14 protein-coding genes and 1 pseudogene are annotated in these 15161 nt (G+C 67.9%); 6 read left to right on the top strand and 9 right to left on the bottom strand.

From position 1 onward, the window contains the following. Genes AC07X9_RS14550 through AC07X9_RS14540 form a run of 3 tightly spaced genes read left to right on the top strand, consistent with a single transcriptional unit; the run spans position 1 to position 4433 of the window. On the top strand, positions 1 to 3216 hold the full coding sequence (locus tag AC07X9_RS14550) for an efflux RND transporter permease subunit (protein WP_086485812.1): 3216 nt from the start codon (positions 1 to 3) through the stop codon (positions 3214 to 3216). Further along, positions 3213 to 3821 (top strand): cation efflux transmembrane domain-containing protein, encoded by a 609-nt coding sequence (locus AC07X9_RS14545; protein ID WP_086485813.1) that lies wholly within the window; start codon positions 3213 to 3215, stop codon positions 3819 to 3821. Before AC07X9_RS14550 ends, AC07X9_RS14545 begins: the two co-directional genes overlap by 4 nt. A gap of 60 nt (positions 3822 to 3881) precedes the next feature. Next, a complete protein-coding gene (locus AC07X9_RS14540) occupies positions 3882 to 4433 on the top strand; it encodes a manganese efflux pump MntP (RefSeq protein WP_086485814.1) in 552 nt (183 codons plus the stop codon). Between the two features lie 279 nt (positions 4434 to 4712). Here the strand turns inward: AC07X9_RS14540 and cueR are convergent, their stop codons facing one another. From cueR to copC, 5 genes and pseudogenes are all read right to left on the bottom strand, one after another. After that, positions 4713 to 5099, bottom strand: coding sequence for a Cu(I)-responsive transcriptional regulator (cueR, locus tag AC07X9_RS14535; RefSeq protein WP_086485815.1), 387 nt, complete (start codon positions 5097 to 5099; stop codon positions 4713 to 4715). Next, positions 5096 to 7435, bottom strand: a complete 2340-nt coding sequence (locus tag AC07X9_RS14530) for a heavy metal translocating P-type ATPase (protein ID WP_254908103.1) — start codon at positions 7433 to 7435, stop codon at positions 5096 to 5098. Before AC07X9_RS14530 ends, cueR begins: the two co-directional genes overlap by 4 nt. A 21-nt stretch (positions 7436 to 7456) precedes the next feature. Beyond that, positions 7457 to 7669, bottom strand: a pseudogene (locus AC07X9_RS14525) (YHS domain-containing protein); the annotation flags it as partial. A gap of 94 nt (positions 7670 to 7763) precedes the next feature. Then, complete coding sequence (gene copD / locus AC07X9_RS14520) at positions 7764 to 8681, bottom strand: copper homeostasis membrane protein CopD (protein WP_086485817.1); 918 nt, start codon at positions 8679 to 8681, stop codon at positions 7764 to 7766. Beyond that, positions 8681 to 9058: a copper homeostasis periplasmic binding protein CopC gene (gene copC / locus AC07X9_RS14515; RefSeq protein WP_086485818.1), complete on the bottom strand. Its 378-nt coding sequence runs from the start codon at positions 9056 to 9058 to the stop codon at positions 8681 to 8683. The genes copD and copC overlap by 1 nt, the downstream gene beginning before the upstream one ends. Positions 9059 to 9189: 131 nt before the next feature. Between copC and AC07X9_RS14510 the strand changes: the two genes are divergently transcribed. From AC07X9_RS14510 to AC07X9_RS14500, 3 genes are read left to right on the top strand one after another with little or no spacing between them, the layout of a single operon-like run. Beyond that, a complete protein-coding gene (locus tag AC07X9_RS14510; RefSeq protein ID WP_086485819.1) occupies positions 9190 to 9468 on the top strand; it encodes a hypothetical protein in 279 nt (92 codons plus the stop codon). Beyond that, on the top strand, positions 9465 to 9905 hold the full coding sequence (locus AC07X9_RS14505) for a periplasmic heavy metal sensor (RefSeq protein ID WP_086485820.1): 441 nt from the start codon (positions 9465 to 9467) through the stop codon (positions 9903 to 9905). Before AC07X9_RS14510 ends, AC07X9_RS14505 begins: the two co-directional genes overlap by 4 nt. After that, positions 9902 to 10468: an RNA polymerase sigma factor gene (locus AC07X9_RS14500; protein WP_254908075.1), complete on the top strand. Its 567-nt coding sequence runs from the start codon at positions 9902 to 9904 to the stop codon at positions 10466 to 10468. The genes AC07X9_RS14505 and AC07X9_RS14500 overlap by 4 nt, the downstream gene beginning before the upstream one ends. On the opposite strand, the gene qatD is transcribed toward AC07X9_RS14500, so the two are convergent. The 4 genes from qatD to AC07X9_RS14480 all read right to left on the bottom strand — a co-directional run bounded on the left by qatD (position 10437) and on the right by AC07X9_RS14480 (position 15009). Next, positions 10437 to 11231, bottom strand: coding sequence for a Qat anti-phage system TatD family nuclease QatD (qatD, locus tag AC07X9_RS14495; RefSeq protein WP_217884250.1), 795 nt, complete (start codon positions 11229 to 11231; stop codon positions 10437 to 10439). The genes AC07X9_RS14500 and qatD overlap by 32 nt on opposite strands. Beyond that, positions 11222 to 12481 (bottom strand): Qat anti-phage system QueC-like protein QatC, encoded by a 1260-nt coding sequence (gene qatC / locus AC07X9_RS14490; RefSeq protein WP_086485821.1) that lies wholly within the window; start codon positions 12479 to 12481, stop codon positions 11222 to 11224. Before qatC ends, qatD begins: the two co-directional genes overlap by 10 nt. Continuing rightward, entirely contained in the window at positions 12475 to 13044 is a 570-nt protein-coding gene (locus AC07X9_RS14485) for a Qat anti-phage system associated protein QatB (protein WP_086485897.1), read from the bottom strand. The genes qatC and AC07X9_RS14485 overlap by 7 nt, the downstream gene beginning before the upstream one ends. 201 nt (positions 13045 to 13245) lie before the next feature. Then, complete coding sequence (locus AC07X9_RS14480; RefSeq protein ID WP_176342123.1) at positions 13246 to 15009, bottom strand: KAP family P-loop NTPase fold protein; 1764 nt, start codon at positions 15007 to 15009, stop codon at positions 13246 to 13248. Positions 15010 to 15161: the final 152 nt, after the last annotated feature.

The raw sequence follows: 15161 nt of genomic DNA, 5'->3' as shown, positions 1-15161 counted from the left end.
ATGATCGCACGCATCGTCACTTTCTCAGTCGAGCGGCGCTGGCTCGTCCTGCTGCTCACAGCCGCCGCATCCATCCTCGGCATGTTCGCGCTCCAGCGCCTGCCTATCGACGCCGTCCCCGACATCACCAACAACCAGGTGCAGATCAACGTGGTCGCGCCCGCGCTCTCGCCGGACCAGGTCGAGAAGCAGGTCGCGTTCACCGTGGAGACGGCGCTCGCCGGCATTCCCGGGCTCGAATACACGCGCTCGCTCAGCCGCAACGGCTTCGCGCAGGTCACCGCCGTCTTTGACGAGGGCACCGACATCTACTTCGCGCGGGCGCAGGTGGCAGAACGGCTCCGCACGGCGGAGGAGGACCTGCCGGACGGCGTGAACCCGGAGATGGGGCCGATCGCCACGGGCCTCGGCGACATCTTCATGTGGACCGTCGAGTTCCGCGAGCTCGACAGCGTCAACCACAAGAACGGCGAGCCCGGGCTGCAGAAGGACGGCAGCTACATCACGCCGGAGGGCGACCACCTCGTCAGCGAGGCCGACAAGGCGACCTATTTGCGCACCGTGCAGGACTGGATCGTGACGCCCCAGCTTAAGGGCACCGCCGGCCTCGCTGGCATCGACTCGCTCGGCGGCTATAACAAGGAATACCTGGTCGTTCCGGACGTCCAGCGCATGGCCTCGATGAAGATCACGCTTGAGGACCTCGCCAAGGCGCTCGAGCGCAACAACACCAGCGTGGGCGCTGGCATCGTCAACCGCAACGGCGAAGGTCTGTCCGTTCGAGCCGATGGCCGTGTCCGCAACGCCGACGAACTGGCCGCCACCGTGATCGCCACCCGCGAGGGCGTCCCGATCGTCCTCAGCCAGGTTGCGGCCGTTCAGATCGGCCAAGGCCTTCGCATGGGTTCGGCTTCCGAGAATGGGCGCGAGGTCGTCGTGGGCACTGCCGTGATGCGTATCGGCGAGAACAGCCGGACCGTGTCCACCGCCGTCGCCGAACGCCTGCAGGGCCTCGGCCGGTCCCTCCCGGTGGACGTCATCGTCAAGCCCGTGCTCAATCGGACCGACTTGGTCAACTCGACCATCGCGACAGTCGCGCGCAATCTCGGCGAAGGCGCACTGCTCGTCATCGTCGTGCTCTTCGCTCTGCTGGGAAATTTCCGCGCGGCACTGATAGCAGCCCTCGTCATTCCGATTACGATGCTGCTCACCAGCATCGGCATGCTCCGTGCCGGGGTCTCGGCGAACCTCATGAGCCTTGGCGCGCTCGACTTCGGCCTGATCGTCGATGGCGCCGTCATCATCGTCGAGAACTCGCTGCGCCGGCTCGCGCACGCGCAGCACGACCGCGGCGATGTGCTGTCATTGCGCGAACGCCTCGACATCGTCGCGGCCTCGGCGCGGGAGATGATCCGGCCTTCTGTATACGGACAGGCGATCATTATCCTCGTGTTCGCGCCGCTGCTCACTTTCACGGGGGTCGAGGGCAAGACCTTCGAGCCAATGGCGCTCACGGTGATCATCGCCCTGGCCTTCGCATTCGTCCTGTCTCTCACGTTCGTCCCGGCGGCGATCGCCATCTGGCTGTCGAAGCGGGTGGAGGAGAAGGAAAGCCGGGCGCTCGGCTGGCTGCGCGAGCGCTACGAACCGGGCCTCGACAAGGCGATGCGCCGCCCCAGCGCGACCCTCGGCATAGCGCTGGGCGCGCTCGCCCTCGGCGGCGTCACGTTCGCAACCCTCGGCCAGGAGTTCCTGCCGCAGCTCGACGAGGGCAATCTCCTCGTCCAGGCGATCCGCATTCCCGGCACTTCGGTCGACCAGAGCCAGGCGATGCAGTCGCAGGTCGAGCGGGCGATCGCCAAGCAGCCCGAGGTCGCCTTCGCGTTCTCGCGCACCGGCACCTCGGAGATCGCCTCCGATCCCATGCCGCCCAACATCAGCGACACCTTCGTGATCCTGAAGCCCCGCGACGACTGGCCCGATCCGGACCTCGCAAAGGCCGAGTTGGTCGAGCGCCTGGAAAAGCGCCTCTCATCAATCCCCGGCAACGCCTACGAGATCACCCAGCCGATCCAGATGCGCTTCAACGAGCTCATCGCGGGCGTGCGCGGCGACGTGGCCGTGAAGGTGTTCGGCGACGACTTCGCACAGATGAACGCGACCGCCGAAGCCATCGCCGACGTGCTGCGGCGGACGGAAGGTGCCACAGACGTGCGCGTCGAGCAGACGGAGGGCCTGCCGATGCTCGACATCCGCCCCAATAGGACGGCGATGTCGCGGGTCGGCGTGACGGCGGCCGATGTCCAGGACACGGTCTCCGCGACGATCGGCGGCCGCCAAGCAGGCATGATCTTCGAGGGCGACCGCCGCTTCCCGGTCGTCATCAGGCTGCCCGAGGCCGCCCGTTCCGATCTGACCGCGATCGCGAAGGTGCCGGTGCCGACGCCTGACGGCGCGTTCGTGCCGCTCTCCACCGTCGCCGACATCGCGATCGTGGACGGGCCCAACCAGATCAGCCGCGAGAACGGCAAACGGCGCGTCGTCGTCCAGGCGAACGTGCGAGGCCGGGACGTGTCGAGCGTGGTCGACGACGCAAGGGCGGCGATCGATGCACGGGTGAAGCTGCCCGCCGGCACATACCTCGAATGGGGCGGCCAGTTCGAGAACCTCGCATCCGCGAGGGACCGCCTGATGATCGTGGTGCCGGTCTGCTTCGCCGTCATCATGCTGCTCCTCTACGGAGCGCTTGGATCGATCCGCGACGCGCTCATCGTCTTCACCGGTGTTCCGCTTGCGCTCGTGGGCGGCGCCTTGGCGCTGGCCCTGCGGGGCATGCCGTTCTCGATCTCCGCTGCAGTCGGCTTCATCGCGCTCTCGGGCGTGGCCGTCCTCAACGGCCTGGTGATGGTCACCTCGATTCAAGACCTGCTGCGCCGAGGCCTGGAGCGAGCCGCCGCCGCGCGGGAGGGTGCGCTTGTTCGACTCCGGCCGGTCGCGATGACGGCGCTCGTCGCTTCGCTTGGATTTGTGCCGATGGCGTTCGGACACGGGGCCGGCGCCGAGGTGCAGAAGCCGCTGGCGACCGTGGTCATCGGCGGGCTGATCTCGGCGACGCTGCTGACGCTCTTCGTCCTGCCGACGCTCTACGCTCGCTACGGCGAACGCCGGGATCCGGCAGCCGGCGTCGGGTCCGAGGTTGACGAGGCGACGACATGAGCGAAGAGCACATCTCGCTGGACACCGCCGAGCAGCGGCGGACCCTCTGGATCGTCCTGCTGCTGAACGTCGCGCTGGCCGCGGCCTTTGGCATCACCGGCGCGACGGCGGATTCCAGCTCGCTCATCGCCAACGGCCTCGACAACGCGTCAGATGCGCTTGTCTATATTATCAGCCTGCTGGCGCTCACCCGCTCGGCGGCCTGGAAGCGAGGCGCGGCGCGAGCCTCCGGCGTGCTGCTTCTCCTGTTCGCCGCTGGCGTGCTGTTCGATGCGGCGCGGCGTTACCTTACCGGCAGCGAACCGCTCGGGCCGACGATGATCGCCATGGCCCTGGCAGGCGCCGTGGTGAACGGGATCTGCCTTTGGCTGCTCAAGCGGGTGGAGGAGCCGGACGTGAACATGCGCGCGGCGACCACCTTCAGCTTGAACGACTTCATCTCGAACGGCGGGATCGTGGTGGCAGGGGCCCTGGTTCTCTGGACCGGCCGCAACTGGCCGGACCTGCTCGTCGGCGTGGCGGTAGCCGCGATCGCGATCAAGGGAGGCGTCGAGATCCTGCGCGACGCAAGCGCAGAAGTGCGGCGCGACAAGCTTCAAGACTGACGGGCGATTTTTCAGGAAAGTCCGGCTGATAGTTGCTGCGCGGTCTGATAACGGAACACCATGTTTGCACTTCTTCTTCTCTCCCTCGCACTGGCAATGGACGCCTTCGCCGTGTCGCTCGTGCGGGGTGCCGCAGGCAAAGGTCGCAAGATTGATGCTCTGATCCTCGGGAGCGCATTCGGTTTAGCACAAGGCCTCATGCCGTTGGTCGGCTGGCTGCTAGGCGTCGCTTTCGCAGAGACCTTCAGGTCAATTGACCACTGGATCGCGTTCGCGCTGCTGACGGTCCTTGGCCTGCGAATGATCAGGGAGGCTCGCTCAAAAGAGACCGAGACGGTCGCAAGAGGGCCACTCTCACCCTTGGGCCTACTGGTCGCCGCATTCGCTACGAGCATTGATGCCGCCGCTGCGGGAGTCGCCCTCCCGCTACTCGGTGTGCCGATACCGGTCGCGTGCCTTGTGATAGGCGGGGTGACCGGCGTGCTATGCGCGAGCGGATACGTAGCTGGCGCTCGGATCGGGACGAAGCTCGGGAAGAAAGCTGAACTGGCAGGCGGTATCGCGTTGATCAGTCTTGGAATAAAGATACTGATAGAACACCTCAGCGCGTGAGGCCCTACCTTCGCGGTAGCATAGATGTAGCCGTGATGGCGGCAACGGGAAAAGCATCGGTGCGGTGCCAGCACAGCTTCGTTAACAAGCGTTCGGGCCGCGGAACTCCCCGCTGTGGAGACGACGCCCCGGGAAGCAGAATCGCTCAGCTCGGCAGGCCATCGGCGGCACTACCCACGGCTGGTTCAAGATTCGACGGATGCCGGGCCCCGGATGCCGAAGAGAAGATTGGCAATGCGAAAGGCTGGCGCCGGACGGCTATGACCGCACTCTGGCGTCTTATTCGGCAAGCGTGTCGATGATGGGGCACTCGGGCCTGTCGTCGCCGTGACACTTCGACGCGAGGTCGAGCAGCGTGGCACGCATCTGCTCGAGCGCCTGTGCCTTGCGCCCGAGTTCCTCGGCCCGCGCGGTCGCCAGCGCCTTCACGTCAGCGCTCGACCTCGACCGGTCCTGCCAGAGCCCGAGCAGCGCACGGATTTCTTCGATCGGGAAGCCGAGGTCGCGTGCATGGGCCACGAACCGAAGCCGAGCGACATCAGCGTCCGAATAGTCGCGATAGCCGCTGTCCCGGCGCGGCGGCGACGGGATCAGCCCGATCTTCTCGTAGTGGCGGATCATCCGCTGCGAGACGCCGCTCGCATTCGAGGCCTGGCCGATGTTCACAGCCGCACCGTATTCAACCTCAGCGCATTCGTCACCACCGCAAAGGACGACAGCGCCATCGCCGCGCCGGCGAGCATCGGCGATAAGAGGATGCCCGCCACAGGATAGAGCACGCCGGCCGCGATGGGCACGCCGACACCGTTGAAGACGAAGGAGAACCACAGGTTCTGGCGGATGTTGCGCATGGTGGCATCCGCCAGCCTGCGCGCCCGCACCATCGCGGCCAGGTCGCCCTTCGTCAGCGTCATGCCCGCGCTTTCGATCGCGACATCCGTGCCGGTGCCCATAGCCACGCCCACGTCAGCCGCGGCGAGCGCGGGCGCGTCGTTGATCCCATCTCCGGCCATGGCGACCACGGCCCCATTGGCCTTCAACTCGCCGACGATCCTCGCTTTGTCCTCTGGCCGCAGATCGGCGTGCACCTCGTCGATGCCGCCGATCATCCGCGCGACAGCATCGGCAGTGCCGCGTCCGTCGCCGGTCAGCATCACGATCCGCAGGCCCTCGACATGCAATTCAGCAATTGCGCCGCGGGCCGACGCCTTCACCGGATCGGCCACGGCGAGCATCCCGGCCAGCTGGCCGTCCACCGCGACGAGCATGACGCCAGCGCCTTCCGCCCGGCGCGCCTCGGCCTGCGCCCGAAGCCCCGCGGGATCAGCACCAGCGGCTTGCATCATCGCCGCGTTTCCGATCGCCACGGCCCGCCCCGAAACCGTGGCGGCCACACCCGCGCCGGTCGTCGAGGCGAAATCCTCAGCCGCAGGGACGTCGAGCCCCCGCTCCTCGGCGGCGACCACGACCGCATGGGCAAGCGGGTGCTCGGACCGGCGTTCGACCGCGGCGGAAAGCGCCAGAAGCTCGTCCTCGCCGATGCCGCCCACCGTCTCGACGGCGATCAGCTTGGGCCTGCCCTCAGTGAGTGTGCCGGTCTTGTCGATCACCAGGGTATCGACCTTTTCCAGCGCCTGCAGCGCCTCGGCGTTCTTGACTAGGACGCCGGCGTGCGCGCCGCGCCCGGTGCCGACCATGATCGACATCGGCGTCGCCAGCCCGAGCGCGCACGGGCAGGCGATGATGAGCACGGCGATGGCGTTGAGCAGCGCGTGGCCGAAGCGCGGCTCGGGCCCGACCAGGTTCCAGACGACGAAGGTCGCGACCGCCACCGCCATGACGAGGGGCACGAACCACGCCGAGATGCGATCGGCAACGGCCTGGATCGGCGCGCGGCTGCGCTGCGCCTCTGCGACCATCCTGACGATCCGGGCGAGCACCGTGTCGGATCCGATCGCCTGCGCCTCCATGACCAGGCTGCCGGTCGTGTTGACGGTGCCGCCCGTCAGCTTCGCGCCAGGCTCCTTCGCAACGGGGGCCGGCTCGCCGGTCAGCATGGATTCGTCGACGGCGGAGCGCCCCTCGACAACGGCGCCGTCCACCGGGATGGCCTCGCCGGGACGGACCCGTAGCCGGTCGCCGATCATAACCTCGGACAGGTCGACCTCAACCTCGGATCCATCCACGCCGATGCGGCGGGCCGTCTTTGGCGCCAGGTTCATCAGGGCTCGAATCGCCCGGCCCGTAGCTGCGCGGGCGCGCAGCTCGAGCACCTGCCCGAGCAGGACGAGCGTGACCACGACGCCGGCCGCCTCGTAGTAGACGGGCACCATCCCGTGCATGCGGAAGGTCGGCGGGAAGAGCTGTGGGGCTACCGTCGCGACCAGGCTGTATAGGAACGCCGCCCCCACGCCGATCGCGACCAGAGTGAACATGTTGAGGTTTCGCGTGCGGATGGATGACCAGCCGCGCTCGAAGAAGGGCCAGCCGGCCCATAGCACGATCGGCGCCGCCAGCGCCAGCTGCACCCACGGGTTCCAGGCGGCCGGCACGAAGTGGACCCCGAGCATCTCGGCGACCATCGAGACCAGCAGGAGCGGAACGGCGAGCGCGCCCGCGACCCAGGTCCTACGCGTGAAGTCCACGAGCTCCGGGTTTGGGGCGTCATCCAGAAATGGCTCCTCGGGTTCGAGAGCCATGCCGCAGATCGGGCAGGTGCCCGGTCCCTCCTGCCGGATCTCGGGATGCATGGGGCAGGTCCACATTGCGCCTGGAGTGGCCTGCACTTCCGGGCGGGGCGCGTTGCTCAGGTAGGTCGCCGGATTTGCGACGAACTTCGCGCGGCATCCAGCGCTGCAGAAGTGGTAGTCATGGCCGGCGTGCTCAGCATGATGCATCGTAGTCAGCGGATCGACATCCATTCCACAGACCGGATCCTTCTCGGTCCCCTTGGATTGACCCCCGCCGCAGCACGCGTGCGCGGCTGCCGGAGCCGCCGCCACGGGCACCGGTTCCAGATAGCGCGCCGGATCAGCGGCGAACTTCGCCCGGCAGCCGGCGCTGCAGAAATGATGGTCCTGATCCCCGTAATGGGCATGGTGGGGCGTGGCCGCCGGGTCCACGGTCATGCCGCAGACGGGGTCCTTCACCTGACCGTCCACTTGATCGCGGACGTTCTTGCCGGCTCCTCCGCAGCAACCGTGGCCTGCATGCGCCGTAGATTTCGGGTCGGTCATAGCCTTCTCCTGTTCGACGCATGAGGATGTAGGGCTTGACACCGTGTCAGGGTCAAGAGCCAATTTCAGACCGCGGCCGAACCCTTTTCAACGCTCAGCCCGAAGCCGGAGGCTCGAGCGTCCCAAGCCACGCGACCAGGCCGAGTATCGCGACCCCCGTCGCCGCCTCGAGGCCGACGCTGAGCCGAAGCCGGGCCACGGCCGCAGACCCACCATCGATCCCGGCCGCGATCGCCGGGGTCAAACGAAACCGGTTCGAAGCGGCCAAAGCGAGCATTGCGGCGAACAGCGCGAGCTTGAGGATCAACAATTGGCCGTAGGTGCTAGCACCCAGCTTCCAGCCCCCCTCCACTCCGACCAACAGCGCGCCGTTCACGAGACCAGTTAGAACGATTAGGCCGACGATGACGCTTCCGCTGACGGCGAACCCGTCAAGGGCCCGGTGCAGACGGTGCAGCGATCCTGCAGATCCGCCGCGGGTGGTCGCGGCCGCCCATAGAAGCGCCGCAAGGGCTCCGAGCCAGGCCGACGCCGCGAGCAGGTGAATCACGTCGCTGGTGAGGTGAATCCACCCTGCCATACCTTCGCTCGCCACGCCGTGGCCACTCCACGCGAGCGTTGCGGTCGCGAGGGCCGCCATCGCCGTTATCGCCGGGACGGTGACCCGGCCGCCTGCCCGCCAGGCGCAGGCTAGCGCGAGGACTACCAGCAGGGCGATCACGCGCACGACGAACGCCCAGCCGACGGCGGTCTCCAGCGTCACTGACCCGAGCGTCGCGCGATCGAGCGAGAGCAGCGGCACACCCATCATCCCGGCCGTCGTGACGAGGTAGCCGCAGACGCTGAGCAGCAGGCCGGCAATCGCGAGGAGCGACAACGGCGCCCGGAGCCGGAACGGCCCGGGCACCTGGCTCCCTTGCGGCGTATAGAGCGAGAAGAGCGGAAGACCGAAGAGCAGCCCGAGGTTCAGGTATAGAAACCAGCGGGCGACGATGAGCTGCTCCTCCAGCATCAACGGACCGTGAAGCTCAGGCTACCGGTGATGCGGTGCGTGTCCGCGGACACCGCATGCCAGTCGACCCTGTAGGTCCCGGCGGATAACGGCCGGGGCAGGCGCGCGACGAGGGTCCTGCCGTCGGGACCGACCGTAGTCCGGACACCCGAAACCTTCATCGGGCCGTGGTTCGCCATGCCAGACATGCCCGTCATGGTCACCTCGGCGCCTGAGAGTCTAGGCATCAGCCGCTCGCTGAATGCCAGCGTGGCCACGTCGGTGCTCCGCACCACGGCGCGCGCCGCCGGGGCGGAGCTGACGAGCTTGGGATGGGCAATGGCGGGGACTGCTTGGCCGAGCAGAAGCAGGGCGGCGGGCAGGAGGAACTTCTTCATCGCGTATCTCCGTCTGGATTTGACTGAGATACGCAGCTTGGGCCCGCCCCCCTCGGTCCGGCTACGCTTTGGAGCCGAGGGTTCTCACGCTACAATGCGTAATGCCTGGACGCAGGGGCGGGAGTTAGACGATGAACCAAGTAGACGCGGCGCTCTCGCGCCTGAGGGACCATCCGGTCGATCCCCGCCTGGCGGACATCGGCCAGGCCGTTCTCGCGGAGGTCGATTTCCAGCGGCGCCATGGCCCGCCCCTATCAGGCTCGGTCTTCGGGTTGGCGGCGGGGCTGGCGCTCACCATAGGGCTGCTGGGGACGGCCCTGCCGAGCTGGGAGAACCGCGCCTCGCCGATCGCGCCATTCGGCGCGCCACCCGCGCTCGCGCCTTCCACCCTGCTCGGAACAGGCGAATGACCGATCGCCGCCGACTGCTCGTCATAGCCCTGATCGCCTTCCTCGCGGCCATCGCGGGCGCTTTCCTGGGCCGCGCCTTCATCACACCGCAGGTGGCTGTGGAGAGCGAGCTGCATGCGCTGCTCCACCACGACCTCGGCCTCGACAAGGCCCAGGAAGCGAAGATGGAAGCGATCGAGCGGAACTTCGCGACGCGCAAGGCCGCCCTCGAAAGGGAGCTACGCGCAGACAACGTGAGGCTCGCCGAGGCCATCGAGGCGGAACACGGCTACGGCCCGGCCGTCAGTGCCGCCGTCGACCATTCGCATTCCGCCATGGGACAGCTGCAAAAGGAGACGCTCGAGCACATCTTCGCGATGCGGTCGGTGCTCAGACCCGATCAGGCCGCCAAGTTCGACGCGGCGGTCGTGAAGGCGCTGACGGCCCCCGAACGGTGAACGCGCAACTCGCCGCGTGCCCGGACGGCGAACTCGCCGCGCTGGCGCTCGGCGGGCGGCAGCCCGCCTACAGCGAGCTGATGCGTCGCCACCGGGACCAGGTGTTCCGTCTCCTGCGCGGCTACACCAACGACGACGATGCCGCCCTCGACCTCACGCAGCAGACCTTCATCGCCGCGTTCGGCGCGCTTGCACGATATGACCAGGCAAGGCCGTTCCGCGCCTGGGTAGCGCGGATGGCGATCAACAAGGCGCACGACTGGGCACGCCGCCGCGCCGTGCGCAGGTTCCTCACGTTCGCCCGTCCGATGGACGAGGCCCAGCACGTCGCCGATGCGTCGGCGTCCGCCGAGGACGGCCTCGCCGATCGTCGGGAACTCGCCTCGGTGATGTCTGCGATTGCAGACCTGCCCGCGAACCTCAAGGATACGCTCCTGCTGCGCACCGTCGAGGGGCTCAGCCAGGCGGAGACCGCCGAGTTGCTTCGGATCAGCGAGAAGGCGGTGGAGACGAGGCTGCGCCGGGCGAGGGTCAAGCTCGCGGACCGCCTAGAGGACCGGTGATGGCGTGCTGCGCGGGGGAGCGGCGGCGATCGGACGAGAGTAGCGCGCGAAGGTTGCGATGGACCAGATGGTCCACTTCCGCGCGGGTCATCTCCAGCGTCGATGCCAGCATGTCGTAGGCAGCACCGACGTCGAGCGGCGTCGATGGCCTCCCCTCGGTGCAACCGAACGGACCGTCCGTCTCGGTGAGCAGGCGATCGCGCGGCATCGCCTTCACGGCCGCCCGCCCCGCCGCACTGGCGAGCATATTCGCCCCGACCGAGAACCAGCAGCCGAGCCCGGCCGCCCGCTCGACCACTGATGGCTTCGCGGAGAACCAATGCAACACGCACTCGCCCGCCGTCGGCTCGGTCTCTATCAGCTCCAGGAGCATAGCCGCGGCGCCCCGGCCATGCAGCGAGATGATCTTCCCGCCTGCGGCCGAGCAGATCGACAGTATCTCGGACAGGACTTCGCCTTGGACATCGAGCGTGGCCCGGTGCGGTGCCGATCCGTCGAGGCCCACCTCGCCGACGTAGTCGGTCTCGTTGATGAGCGAGCGGAACAGCGGCAGCTCATGCCGCCGAGCGGCGGCGAGTTCGGGGTGAAGGCCAAGGGCGGTGCGGATGCGGCTGCCCTCCGGCGCCAGACGGCGAGTGCCCTCGAAGGCGCTAGGAGTGGTCGTGACAGAGAGCACGTACATGCCGCGGCTCGCCGCCGCGTTCGCCACCGCCTGGGGATCGGAGAACAGGTCGAGGTGACAGTGGAAATCGATCAGCGCCATCGCACCCGTCTAAACAGACCGCCGAGTTCTGCCAAACCCCGACCGACAGCATCGACCGTGGCGACGCGAGCTACGTGATCGGACGGCAGAGGGCCTGATCGCAGCACCCAGCGCTCAAGCTGCCTGGAGTCCATGCCCACGGACCGCGCCGCCCCCTGCCTTGCCGCTAGGACATCGTCGTTACGGGCACTGTCGCGGAGCTCGTTCAGATATGGCGTGCCGTCGCGCACCCCTGCCGCGTCGAACGCCGCCCGCCGGATCAGGCACGGCACGCATCGGCCGCACTGTCCGTTGCCGCGCTTGCCCTTGCCGCACGAGTAGGACTGCGATGCCAGGCGCGCCAGCTGCGGATGGCGCGCCTGCCCGAGCATCTCGCCCTTCGTGGTGGCGAAGAACGGGTTGTCGATCCGCACGTCGAGGCCAACGCCTGCCAGCACTTCGTTGAGCGTCGATAGCAGGTAGGGGTGGACGGTCCGGGTGCTGAGCGAACCGATCCTGCGCCGGGTCAGCGGCGGATTGATCGCGATGAGCGCGTTCTCAGGCACGATCAGGCGGTTCAGCCCGCAAGCGGCCGCCGCTACGACCCCATAGCCGTAGAATAGGAGCGAGCGCGACCGGGTCGACGGTTCATAGGGCTGCCGCCACCTTTCGCGGATGCGCCCCTCGAAGCGGTCACCGGCCAGACCGAGGCCAGCCTCGAGGATACGCTGCGGCGAGATCTCCTTGGCCGAGCCCTGACTGACCAGAAGCGGCCGTCCGCCCGACTCCCGCAGATGGAGCGCTCCCAGGAAGCTGTCGAGGCCACCGGAGAAAAGGCAGACGGCGTCGTATGAGTGCGGCCTAAGCCGCACGTCCGGCGGGGGCGAGCCTCCACCCGTTATCTCGAGATGCCAGACGTCCCCCGTCAGGAAACGCAGCGCGCGCGTCAGCGCGTCCACCTGCGACAGCCAAGGTGCCGGATCGAGGACCGAGACGCGCAGACCGATCGAGCGGGTCCACCCGTCGGGCGAGCCCGCGCGCAGGACGAAGCGGTCGGCCGCGAAGACTGCCGAGGCTACGGCCAGAAAGTCCCAAGCCGTCGTCGAGATCGGTCCGGGCAAGGTTCGCACGCTTTCCAGCAACGCCGCCCCCAGGCCCGGGAGCTCAGCGCTGCCACGACCGAACAGCCAGACGCCGATCGTGCCCGGCCGCGCATGCGCAGCGGCGGCGTCCGCCGCGACCGGCGTCGCGACGACCATAGTGCCTACCATTCGGCGAGCTCCCCGTAGACCGTGGACGTGATCTCCACGACGATGTTCTCGATCTGCGCGGGCGCAAGCGCACCTCCGTTGCGCTGGACGATCGGCGTGGCGACGTGGTCCGCGACCTCGCGCACGAGGTCGCGCAGCGCGTTCTCGCGCCGGACGGCCGTCGCCGGGTCGACCTGATCGGCCGAGTGGCCCTGCTCCGCCATGACGGAAGCGAAGACCAGCTCGGCCACGAAGCAGACCGTCGCGATCACGACCGTGCGGTCGTCGATCGCAGCCGGATCGAATACGTCGGCACCGTCCAAGCTCTCGACCAGCGCCTCGGTTATCGCAGCGCGGACAAGCTCCTCGTCGAGAATTCCGGGCGGGCAGAAGCGATCGACGATGGCGTCGATCGCGGCCTCCATCGGCAGTCCGGCGAGCTGACCCAGGTCGAACCCGTCGGCGCCGGGCTGCCCGCGCGCCGCAGCCGCGAAGCAGCCGATGGCCGCCCCGCCGGTGCGCGCGGCCCTGGCGTGCCGGGCCGATGCGCCACCTCCGCCCATGGCGCGCGCGTAGCGACCCAAGGCTGTCCTGCCCCTGGCGACGTCACCCGTGCCCATGTAGTCGCGCAGAGCCCGCCGAGTGCCCGCAAGGGGCGAGGCGGGTAGCACGTCGGCCCCGGGTGGCGGCTGGGGTTGGTCCGGCGGCGGCGGGTCCTGGTCGGCCCATGGCGGAACCAACGGCGACCCGCCCGGCGGCGACGGCTTCGATTGCGACGTGCCCACTCAATCCCCCTTTATGTAACCCATCCGCTTCAGCAGGAACTTCGTGCCCGAATGCATGGCCTTCGCCGGCATCGTGTCGACCAGCGCGCCTAGCTGCCGCTTGGCCGCCGCCGAAGCCTCGCCGAGGATGACGGCGCCGTGGATGCCCTCGACCTTGCTCGACCAGTCCATCTCGCGCAGCCTGCCGACGATGAGACCCATCGCCGTGACCCGCTCCTCATCCGCCAGCGCACCGATGGCGGCGGTCGCAGCGGGCGAGTTCGCGCTGGCCACAGTCATCAGCGTCTCGACCGTGCGCACCACAAGGTCGGCCGGGCCGCCTCTGGTCGCGGGCGCCATCACATCGCGGCTGAGGAAGAGCGCGGGGCGCAGCGCATCGGGGTCCGTGAAGTGCGGCTCGAGATCCCGCCACTGGTCAATGAAGGATTCGAGTCCCGTCCACGCCGGCGGCATGGCCGGCCGTTCCTCGCCGTCCTTCATGCTCGAGGCGGGCAAGATCATGAGCCGGGCCGCGTCGCCACCCGCCATCACCATCGAGTAGAGCGCCTCCGTCGCGGCCGCGTCGGTGACACGCTCGAAGATGGCGAGCTTCAGCAGGGTCGCCAGATCGACATTCATCTTCCTCGACTGCGCCAGGTCGCGTCGGAGCAGAACCGCATTCAGCAGGCGTTTGACGATGCGCGGGTTGCCGCCGATGTTCGGCGCGATGGCGAGTATCGGTGCAACCCGATCCGCCGTCCCCAGCATGTCCAGAAGGCCATCCGCCCGCCCGGCCGTCTGGTCGATGCCGGTGGCGTCGAAGGTGGTCCCCTGCCAGGAATTCTGCAGCGCCTTGAGGAGCTCGGCCTGCACGTCGGAGAGCCGGGCAGGGGCGATCAGCTGGGTGAAGAGCGAGTAGAGGTAGGCCCGCACGTCCTCGGCACCGATGCGCGGAACGCGGAACGGGACCTGGATGACCTTGTCGAGGTAGTCCTTGACGTGGGAGCTGTCAGGATCGCGGAAGTGGCGGGCGACCGAATGCCGGACCATGTCCTCGTCGGCGGCGATCACGAACGACGTGCCGGGCATGAACAGGAAAAGCCGGATCGCCTCCAGGGTCCCGATCGCGACATCCGGCAGGCACCTGTCGAGATTGTCGATGAACACTACGAGAGGACGGCCCAGCTCCTCCAGGATGTCGCTGAACTCCTGGCGGAACGCGCTGATCTCCTTCGGCGGCGTCCTCGCCTTCTCCGGCTTGATGAGCTTGCCCCATCCCTCGCTGGCCGCCTTCCCCACCTCCTTGGCGGCGTCGACGTCGTCCGACTTGACGTTGCCGGACACGAGCGACGAGATCGCGTCACCCGCCTTCGTCAGCAGCCCCGGCGGCACGCCCAGAGCCATGCCGATGCCAAAATCCGCAGCCACGCCCAGAGCGCGGAAGTAGTTCACGCGCGCCGCCAGCGCCTTGGCCTTGCCCAATATGCCCTCATCGTCCTTGGCGGCCTTGATCAACGTGTCCGCCACGACCTCCATCAGGGCAGCCTTGGAGTCGTCGAAACCCTGGAACAGCCACGCGTCGAACTCGATCACGACCGGTTTCGGATCGTGTCGCTCCAGGTCCTGCTTCACCAGATTCAGGACGGTGGACTTGCCGGTGCCCCATGTGCCGAACACCCCGACGGACACCGGCAGCATCTCAGGACTGCGCGCAAGCGCCGAGATCTGTTCCGCGACCTCGGTGAAGTTGAGGAAGTCGGTCTTGCTGTCCCTGTCGCTCCACATGCGCCTGCATTCCCCCATTCCGACCCAACACGCACCTTGGGGGCTCCCCCGTCCACGTCCAGTTCCATCGAAGCCGAAATGGAGCATTCGCTACCAGGCGTGGTCCATCGGTCGTGCCCGAAGATAGAAGCTTGACCCTGACACTATGTCAA

This window comes from Sphingobium sp. GW456-12-10-14-TSB1 (assembly GCF_059424385.1).
Note: the sequence above shows the minus strand (reverse complement) of the source record. Positions and strands in the feature narration are given on the sequence as shown.

Coding starts and splice junctions, on each gene's coding strand:
- qatD (WP_217884250.1), bottom strand. CDS start 11,231: ATGGCGCTGATCGATTTCCACTGTCACCTCGACCTGTTCTCCGATCCC.
- AC07X9_RS14545 (WP_086485813.1), top strand. CDS start 3,213: ATGAGCGAAGAGCACATCTCGCTGGACACCGCCGAGCAGCGGCGGACC.
- AC07X9_RS14505 (WP_086485820.1), top strand. CDS start 9,465: ATGACCGATCGCCGCCGACTGCTCGTCATAGCCCTGATCGCCTTCCTC.
- copC (WP_086485818.1), bottom strand. CDS start 9,058: ATGAAGAAGTTCCTCCTGCCCGCCGCCCTGCTTCTGCTCGGCCAAGCA.
- qatC (WP_086485821.1), bottom strand. CDS start 12,481: ATGGTAGGCACTATGGTCGTCGCGACGCCGGTCGCGGCGGACGCCGCC.
- AC07X9_RS14550 (WP_086485812.1), top strand. CDS start 1: ATGATCGCACGCATCGTCACTTTCTCAGTCGAGCGGCGCTGGCTCGTC.
- AC07X9_RS14510 (WP_086485819.1), top strand. CDS start 9,190: ATGAACCAAGTAGACGCGGCGCTCTCGCGCCTGAGGGACCATCCGGTC.
- AC07X9_RS14480 (WP_176342123.1), bottom strand. CDS start 15,009: ATGTGGAGCGACAGGGACAGCAAGACCGACTTCCTCAACTTCACCGAG.
- copD (WP_086485817.1), bottom strand. CDS start 8,681: ATGCTGGAGGAGCAGCTCATCGTCGCCCGCTGGTTTCTATACCTGAAC.
- AC07X9_RS14540 (WP_086485814.1), top strand. CDS start 3,882: ATGTTTGCACTTCTTCTTCTCTCCCTCGCACTGGCAATGGACGCCTTC.